The organism is Mesorhizobium sp. M5C.F.Ca.IN.020.32.2.1, assembly GCF_004023105.1.
Lineage (GTDB): Bacteria > Pseudomonadota > Alphaproteobacteria > Rhizobiales > Rhizobiaceae > Mesorhizobium > Mesorhizobium wenxiniae.
In genome coordinates, this window is the sequence record NZ_RZSX01000234.1 from 1 (window position 1) to 7,773 (window position 7,773).

8 protein-coding genes and 1 pseudogene are annotated in these 7,773 nt (G+C 62.5%); 3 read left to right on the top strand and 6 right to left on the bottom strand.

The window, feature by feature from the left end; all coding sequences use genetic code 11:
- Nucleotides 1-1,130 (bottom strand): helix-turn-helix domain-containing protein (locus EOA86_RS13990; RefSeq protein ID WP_164891743.1); only part of this gene is annotated, 1,130 nt, incomplete at its 3' end.
- A gap of 187 nt (nt 1,131-1,317) precedes the next feature.
- Nucleotides 1,318-1,418 (bottom strand): annotated as a pseudogene (locus EOA86_RS40255) (LysR family transcriptional regulator); the annotation flags it as partial.
- Between the two features lie 287 nt (nt 1,419-1,705).
- On the opposite strand from EOA86_RS40255, the gene EOA86_RS14000 reads away from it, so the two are divergent.
- A complete protein-coding gene (locus EOA86_RS14000) occupies nt 1,706-3,577 on the top strand; it encodes a tetratricopeptide repeat protein (RefSeq protein ID WP_128342183.1) in 1,872 nt (623 codons plus the stop codon).
- A gap of 320 nt (nt 3,578-3,897) precedes the next feature.
- Here EOA86_RS14000 and EOA86_RS14005 read toward each other — a convergent pair whose 3' ends face one another.
- Nucleotides 3,898-4,320: a RidA family protein gene (locus EOA86_RS14005; RefSeq protein WP_128342185.1), complete on the bottom strand. Its 423-nt coding sequence runs from the start codon at nt 4,318-4,320 to the stop codon at nt 3,898-3,900.
- Between the two features lie 130 nt (nt 4,321-4,450).
- On the bottom strand, nt 4,451-5,299 hold the full coding sequence (locus tag EOA86_RS14010; protein WP_128342186.1) for an SDR family oxidoreductase: 849 nt from the start codon (nt 5,297-5,299) through the stop codon (nt 4,451-4,453).
- Between the two features lie 97 nt (nt 5,300-5,396).
- On the opposite strand from EOA86_RS14010, the gene EOA86_RS14015 reads away from it, so the two are divergent.
- Both EOA86_RS14015 and EOA86_RS14020 read left to right on the top strand, forming a co-directional pair.
- A complete protein-coding gene (locus tag EOA86_RS14015; RefSeq protein ID WP_128342188.1) occupies nt 5,397-6,356 on the top strand; it encodes a LysR family transcriptional regulator in 960 nt (319 codons plus the stop codon).
- 103 nt (nt 6,357-6,459) lie between these two features.
- Nucleotides 6,460-6,990: a dihydrofolate reductase family protein gene (locus EOA86_RS14020; RefSeq protein WP_128342190.1), complete on the top strand. Its 531-nt coding sequence runs from the start codon at nt 6,460-6,462 to the stop codon at nt 6,988-6,990.
- On the opposite strand, the gene EOA86_RS39380 is transcribed toward EOA86_RS14020, so the two are convergent.
- On the bottom strand, nt 6,987-7,211 hold the full coding sequence (locus EOA86_RS39380; RefSeq protein ID WP_206630020.1) for a hypothetical protein: 225 nt from the start codon (nt 7,209-7,211) through the stop codon (nt 6,987-6,989). The two genes, EOA86_RS14020 and EOA86_RS39380, sit on opposite strands and share 4 nt — an antisense overlap.
- Nucleotides 7,212-7,234: 23 nt before the next feature.
- Nucleotides 7,235-7,750 carry an alpha/beta fold hydrolase gene (locus tag EOA86_RS14025; RefSeq protein ID WP_245497260.1) on the bottom strand — a complete coding sequence of 172 codons (516 nt, stop codon included), beginning with the start codon at nt 7,748-7,750 and terminating at the stop codon, nt 7,235-7,237.
- Between the last annotated feature and the right edge of the window lie 23 nt (nt 7,751-7,773).

A 7,773-nucleotide genomic window follows, 5' to 3' on the forward strand; every position in this document is an offset into this window, starting at 1 on the left:
CCGAAAGGGTTTTGGAGTGGTTCGAGCCTGCATGTCTCATCGTCGAAATATCCCAGATCATAGTCCACGAAGCTGACCAGCCAGATATGGTCCTCGACCTGTTTGATGCCGACGGTCTGGCCGGCGAAGACCTGGCTGAGGTTGATCTTTTTGCGATTATAGCAGATGCGCCCGCAGGTGGTGACGGTGACGGCCTTGTCGTGGAACGGATAATCGAGGTCAGGCAGGCCAGTGTAGGTGTGCGGTGACGGCGCGTAGTGCTGTGCCGGACAGTCCATGCCGAGCGCTTGGTGCGGCCGCTCATTGTTGAAGCCGTCGATGAAGTCATCGAACTTGGCCTGCTGCTGCAGGAAGTTGGCGCCGGCCGGTTTGGTGGTCTCCAGCTTCAGCGTCAGATGCATGCGTTCATGGCGGCCGTTCTGTTGCGGGTTGCCCGGTTTGATACGCTCGATGGCGATGCCGAGCCTGAGCCACCAGACCGACAGCCTGGAAAGATTGAAGAGAGCATTGGGGCTTGCGAAGGGCACACCGTTATCCGTTCTGATCGCCCCGGGCAGGCCGAACTCCTTGAAAGCGTTCTCGAACACGGTGAAGGCATAGGCCTCCTTGGTCGTGTGGAGCGCCTCGCAGGCCAGGAGATAGCGACTGGCGAAGTCGCTGATCGTCAGCGGATAGCAATAGCGCCGATCGGCAAGCATGAACTCGCCCTTGTAGTCGGCACACCACAGATCGTTGGGCCGGCAGGTATGGGAGAGCGCCGTTCCCTGCGCTCGGTTGCGTCGCTTGCGGCGCTTGACCAGGCCGTGGCGGTCCAGAACTGCATGCACCGTTGAGATCGCTGGGGTGTGGACGTCCGGGTAGAGCCGGGCTAGCCGCTCCCTGATCTTCGGCGCTCCCCAGCTGGGCTTGTCCTGCTTGGCACGCACAATCAGCTTCTCGATTTGGAAAGGAAGCTGATTGGCGTGCCGGTAAGGTCGGCGCGAGCGATCCGTCAGCCCTTCCAGCCCGCTGTCATTGTAGCGCTTGAGGATCTTATAGCCGGTCTTGCGCGAGATGCCGAAATCCCGGCACAGCACCGCAATCTTCTCTCCATCCAGAACCCGCGCGACGAACTTCAGCCGCTCATCCATTTGGCTACACTCCTTCCAAGGCACCCTTGCTCTCCTTGCAAAGGGCCGAAAGTGTAACCCATGTCTCCGGAATGAACTGTCACCCATCTCTCGGGAAGGGCAATGTACATCCCAACCTAGTTAATGGCACAGACCAAATTGCGATGAAGGGCGACGCAGCGCTGAACTTGTTGTTGGCCCTGCCGGGCTATCCTCGCCAGCGGAGCGCTTCGATCAGGAGAGCGAACGCGGGGAGTTCTGGCGACGGCTTGGATAATAGAGTTGATAGCCTGGAAAGGGCCGGCACCAGCACCTGCTGAAGCCGTCCTTCTGCAAGGAGGGGCGCAGCGCGTGGTGAGGCAGGCAGGCAAGGCCCAGGCCGTTCAATGCGCGTCGCCCTCCGCCAGTGCTGCGACGGACGGCTCCGGACGAAGCAGATGATGGCTGACGAAGGACGGTATAGGCCACAATCATCACGCATTTATGAGGTGTGTTGATAAGCCCATCCGGGATTAGGGGTCTAGTCTTGGGCCGTGCGTCGCCTTAAGTGTCCGTAGTAATAGTCCCTGCATGGCCGCCGCTCAGGAATAATGCTGATGGAACGCAAGCTCGCGGCAATCATGGCGGCCGATATCGTCGGCTACAGCCTGCTGATGGCCGAAAACGAGGCTTCCACCTACGCGAAGCTGCGCGCTGTTTTTGATGAGCTCATTGACCCGACCATTGCCCGCCATGGCGGGCGCATCGTCAAGACGGCGGGAGACGGCTTTCTCGCCATGTTTCCCAGCGTCAACGAAGCGGTTGATGCGGCGCAGGCCACACAGGAAGGCTTCGACAAGGGCCCGTTCGAGCTGCGCATCGGCATAAATCTTGGCGATGTCATCGAGGATGACGGCGACGTATACGGCGATGGCGTCAATGTGGCTGCCCGTCTTGAGGCCATGTGCGATCCTGGGCAGATATTCGTCAGCGGCGCCGTGGTGATGGCGGCCGACCGCAACAGCGCGGGCAGGTTCGTCCGCATCGGCCGCAGGCGGGCCAAGAACATTCCCGAACTTCTCAACGTCTACCGCGTAAGGCGTGCGGGCTCTCCGGGGTCGCCATGGCGGCAGGTGCCGCAGGTGCTGCGCAGCACCGCCGCCCGCTGGTCTTATGGCGCGGCCGCCATAGCCCTCATCCTCATCGGCACCCAAATCCAGCCGCTCTCCCTGGCAGCCATGGTCAGCCGCATCCCGGCGGCCTTGTCGATGGACCAGAGCCGCGCCGACCCCAGGCCGTCAGTGGCGGTCGTGCCTTTTGCGGCGATGAGCGGCAGCGGCGAGCAATCGTATTTCGCGGACGGACTGACCGAGGATGTGACGACAGCCCTTGCCCGCAATTCAGAGCTGCAGGTAATCGCGCGCGATTCCACCTACGCCGTGCACGGGCAGGATACGGACGTGCGCAAGCTCGGGGCGAAGCTCGGCGTTGATTATGTGGTTGAAGGCAGCGCCCGCCGTGAAGGCGACCAGCTTCGCGTGTCGGCGCAGCTGATCGATGTAAAGACAGGCGCGCATCTGTGGTCGCGCAGTTTTGACCGGCAGGTCGCCGACGTGTTCACCGTCCAGAGCGAGCTGACCACCGAAATCGTCGCGCAGATCGCGCCCTATATCGGCAGGAGCGAGGCGGCGGCGGCAGCGGAGCGCCCGACCGACAATCTGCAGGCCTATGACCTCGTGCTGCAGGCCCGCAACCGCTACCGGCACGGCGCCAATGACCCGCAGCACATTCTGGAAGCGCGGGGCCTCTACCAGCGCGCCGTTGAAATGGACCCGTCCTATGCGGCCGCCCGCGCAGGCCTCGCGCTGATCTATATCGCCAGCGTGGCGCAGAGCGGTGACAGCCGGGCAAACGCCCCGGAGCTCCATCTTGGGCTTAGCGAAGCTCGGCAGGCGGTCCGTCTCGATCCCAATCTTGGCCTTGGCTATCAGGTGATCAGCTTCGGGCTTGCCGTCCAGGGCGACTATTCAGGCGGCTTGCAGGCCGCACGGCGCGCTGTGGAGCTCAACCCTAACGATCCCGACAGCATGATGGCGCTTGCAAAGGCGCAGGTTCGCTTCGGGGAATATGATGATGCCGTGGCCAACGCAGAGCGGGCCCGCCGCCTTCATCCTATGGCGCCCGAGTACTATGCCTATGTGCACGGGCAGGCGCTCTACGCGGCTGACCGCCGCGATGAGGCTTCCGCCGTCATAGAGGAATGCCTGATCCGGGCGCCGCGCGATGCAAACTGCCTTCTAATTCAGGCCGCTTTGCAGGGCGGGGGCGGAGAGGTCGAGGCAGCCCAGCAGACGATGGCAAAGCTGATCGAGGCGCATCCGGAATTCTCGCTGGAAGCAGAGCGCGCCTACCGCCGGTTCGGTGACAGGCCGCTGATGGAAGAGTTCCTGCAGGACCTCGCAAAGGCCAAAGCTCCTGAAACCGCCTGAAAGTTTTTACGGAGCGACTTCAATCACATAATGGTGCCCAGCTTCATGCCAATTTTGTCATTTCCACCACACCAGCACCGAAATTGCCGCCCATTTGCCGCTGGAACTACGTCCGCGCGAGGAGCGCGGAATAGCCAGAGGCGAGAAAGCGTAGTAACGGCGGTGATCGGAATCGTTCGCGGCCGAATGACGTATTTTGGCCCCAGGCAAAGCTCGCATATTCATCGTTGGATGGACATCGCGAGCCCGTGCTAGGGCGCGCCGCGCTGCCGTTTCCGTCGTCGGAGGCAATCGCCAATACAGAACTGCAGGGCGAGCGATCAGCGCTTGTCCGCCGGATGACTGCTGGTCGTCGAAGGGATGCGGGCGATGACCTTGATCTCGAACTCGAAGCCGGCAAGCCAATTGACGCCCACTGCCGTCCAGTTCGGGTAGGGAGGTGCGCCGATCTCTTCCGCCCGGACGGCCAGCACCGTTTCGATCTGTTCGTCCGGGTTTGTGTGGAAGGTGGTGACGTCGACGACGTCGTCGAAGCTGCACCCGGCGGCGGCCAAGACCGCGCGCAGATTGGCGAAGGCCCGCCGAACCTGATCCTCGAATACCGGCTCGGGCGAGCCGTCCTCACGGCTCCCGACCTGACCCGACACAAAGAGAAGATCGCCGGAGCGAATGGCCGCGGAATATCGATGAATATCGTATAACGCGTGGCGTTTGGCCGGATAGATGGCGTCACGTGCAGGCATTTCGTGTTCCTTTCTGTCTTGATAGCGGGAGCGGACCGGCAGCGGGCCGGAGCCGGGGGAATCTATCGGGATCAACGGGCGGAGCTGCACGACGGTGCCATGCAGCTGTGGAGCGGCGGGACAGGGTGGGTCATAGCCGCGCCAACTCCTCGTCGGTGAAATCCGCCGCGACTGCGACGTCCTTCTGCCGGTCGAGCTCCTCGATGCGCCCGCCGAGAGCCTTGCGGATGCCGGCATAGGCCTCGGCACCGAGCACCAGCCGCTTCGGAAGCGGACCATCCTGATCGGCAAGCCTGATCATTGCGTCCGTCATGCGCTCGGGGTTGCCCTTGATCACCCAAGAGCCACGGAGCGCCTCGCGGATCTGACCGGCGGGTGTCCCCTCATAGGCCGCGAGCGGCTTGGTCCGCGCGAGATTGCCGCCGAACCCGGTCCGCGCCGGCCCAGGTTCCACAAGGGTGAACTCGATGCCGAAGGGAGCAGCCTCCTGCGCCACGGACTCGACGAACCCCTCGATACCCCACTTGGTCGCGTGATAGAGGCTGAAAGCCGGATAGGCGATCTGGCCTCCCTCGCTCGATACCTGTAGAATCCGGCCGCCACCCTGGCTGCGCAGATGCGGCAACGCCGCCCGGATGAGTGCGATCGAGCCGATGAGATTGGTGTCGATGATGTCCCGAACCTGCACATCGCCAGCCTCTTCCGCCGCGCCGAGCAGGCCATAGCCAGCATTGCTGACGACGATGTCGATCCGACCGGATGCGGCGAAGGCGCGGTCGACCGCGGCGCGGACCGAGCTCTGGTCCTTGAGGTCCATTGCGACGATGCGGAGCCGTTCTGGGTAGCGTGCACGCAGGTCGGGAAGTGCGTCCTCGCTGCGGCTGGCACCGCCGACGCGGTCCCCCCTGATCAGGGCCTTCTCCGCCAGCAGCCGGCCTAGACCGGACGACACACCCGTTATGAGCCAAGTCTTTGCCATTTCCCGTATCTCCAATTGATCCAGGCACGAGATAGGGCAATCGCATTGCGCGCATTAGCCGTTGAAATCGGCATGAGATGATGCAAAATCCCCATCAATGCCCCGCCCGTCGCTCAACGATCTCACCGCCTTCGTGGCCGTTGCCACACACCGCAGCTTCCGCCGCGCAGCGGACGAGATCGGCACGGCACCTTCCACATTGAGCCATGCGATGCGTGCGCTCGAGGAACGCATGGGGGTGCGCCTTCTGAACCGCACCACACGCAGCGTCTCGCCGACAGAAGCCGGGTTCCGGTTGCTCGATCGCCTTCAGCCGGCGCTCGCCTCGCTGGACGAGGCGCTCGACAGCGTCGCGGGGTTCCGGGGCAATGTCGCGGGCACGGTCCGCATCAACGCACCGCGATTGGTGGCCAGGCTTCTCGTTCGCTGGGTTCTTCCGCAGATGGCGGCGCGCCATCCGGACGTGACCGTGGACATCGTCGTCGAGGGGCGGCTCATCGATATCGTGTCCAGCGGGTTCGATGCCGGCGTGCGCCTCCTCGGATCTGTCCCCAAGGACATGATCGCCGTGCCGTTTGCACGCCCGTTGACGTTCATCTGTGTCGCCTCGCCCGGCTATCTCGATCGCTTCGGCGACCCGGGAACGCCCGAGGGATTGCAACGCCACCACTGCATCGGCCATCGTATGCCCAGCGGCAAATTCTATCGATGGGAGTTCGAACGCGCCGGCCAGGAACTCGTGATCGACGCAGCCGGTTCCATCGTCCTCGATGACGAGGAGCTGATGGCCGAAGCCGCAATCGAGGGTCTGGGCATCGCCTATGTGGCGGATTGGGCCGCCGAAGGGGCCATATCCGATGGCCGGCTGCGTAGGGTCCTGACCGCATGGATGCCCGCTCCGGAAGGGGTCGCGGTCTACTATCCCGGACACCGAACCGTGCCTCCGGCACTGCGGGCTTTTCTCGATGTCGTGAAGGACGTGCGAAAGAAAGAACCTCAACTGGATCAAAGAAGCAGCAATCCGGGCAATCGTAGTGCAGAAGGAGGTCCGGCATGATTTCTCGCTTCTGCCGATCGGCCATCAGTCGATCTAGCTTACAACCGATTGCGTAACGCAATCAGAACCGCGCGGATGTGCCGCGTAAGGAAAGGAGATGGGTATGGCTAAGCTCGTGTTCGGAATGAACCAGTCCCTGGACGGCTACGTCGACCATATGGCATTTGCGCCAAGCCGCACACTCTTCCGCCACTTCATCGAGGAGGCTCAGGGGCAGGCGGGCAGTGTGTATGGTCGCCAAATGTATGAGGTCATGCGTTACTGGGAGGACGATCATCCTGAATGGGATGCAGAGCGACACGCCTTCGCGGCGGCGTGGCGGAACCAGCCGAAATGGGTCGTCTCGCGCTCGTTGAAGTCGGTTGGCCCCAACGCCACGCTTGTTGAGGATGATCTCGAGGGCGCAATCCGGGAGCTGAAGGCCGAGCGGGACGGGGAGATCGAAGTTGCTGGCCCGGACTTGGCGCAAAGCCTCACCGAACTTGGCCTGATCGATGAGTATCGAATCTACCTGCACCCCGTCGTGCTTGGTCGCGGCAAGCCATATTTCGCCGGACCCCGGCCGCCGCTCCGCCTTATGACTAATGACCGGATCGGCGAGGATGTGATCAGGTTGACCTACGTCCCTGCTTAATCTCGCGATTCGCCGGATGGAATGGCCACCGAAGTCTGGTTTAGATTAGGCCTCTGTGTTCGCCTGATGAAGTCCATCATGAGGGAGAGTGCTGGTTCGGCATGCGTCTCGAGCAGGAAATGCCCGCCGTCGAAAATATGAGCCTCCATACGTGGCAGATCCTGCATCCAGGACAGCGTTTCGGCGATATCGAAATAGGGCTCGTGACGGCCCCACAGCATGAGCGCCGGCGGTTGACATTTTTCTAGATAGCCGGCGATCGCACGAAACGCGCGGCGTGGTTCTTATAATCGGCGATGAGCGCGCGGTGGGTCTCCATGCGGCCGGGAAGATTCATCACCCTCCAGTCCTCGACCCAGGGTTCGCCTTTGATCGTGGCGGCGACCTCCTCCGGCAGACCGCCCGTATATTGCTCGCGCGTGAATTCAAAGGTCAGGTCGGGGGTTGCGGCCGCTTCGTTCTCTTTTGTCGGTTCTGACCAGAACTTCAATGCGGCGTCCCACAGGGGCCCGAAGCCGGTACGATGTGCGTTTGCGTTCTGGATGATGAGGCCCGAAACCAGATCGGGCGCTTGCATGGCGATCTGCAGGCCCACAGCGGTGCCCCAGTCATGCACGTAGATGAAGCGACGCCCGATCACGAGGTGGGCCAGCAATTCGGAAATTGCCTCGCTGATCCCGGCGAAAGAGGGTGTCGGCGGAACGTCGGACTGGCCATGGCCCGGGAGGTCGGGCGCGATCACATAGGCGACGCGCGCCAAGCCAGGAATTACATCGCGAAATG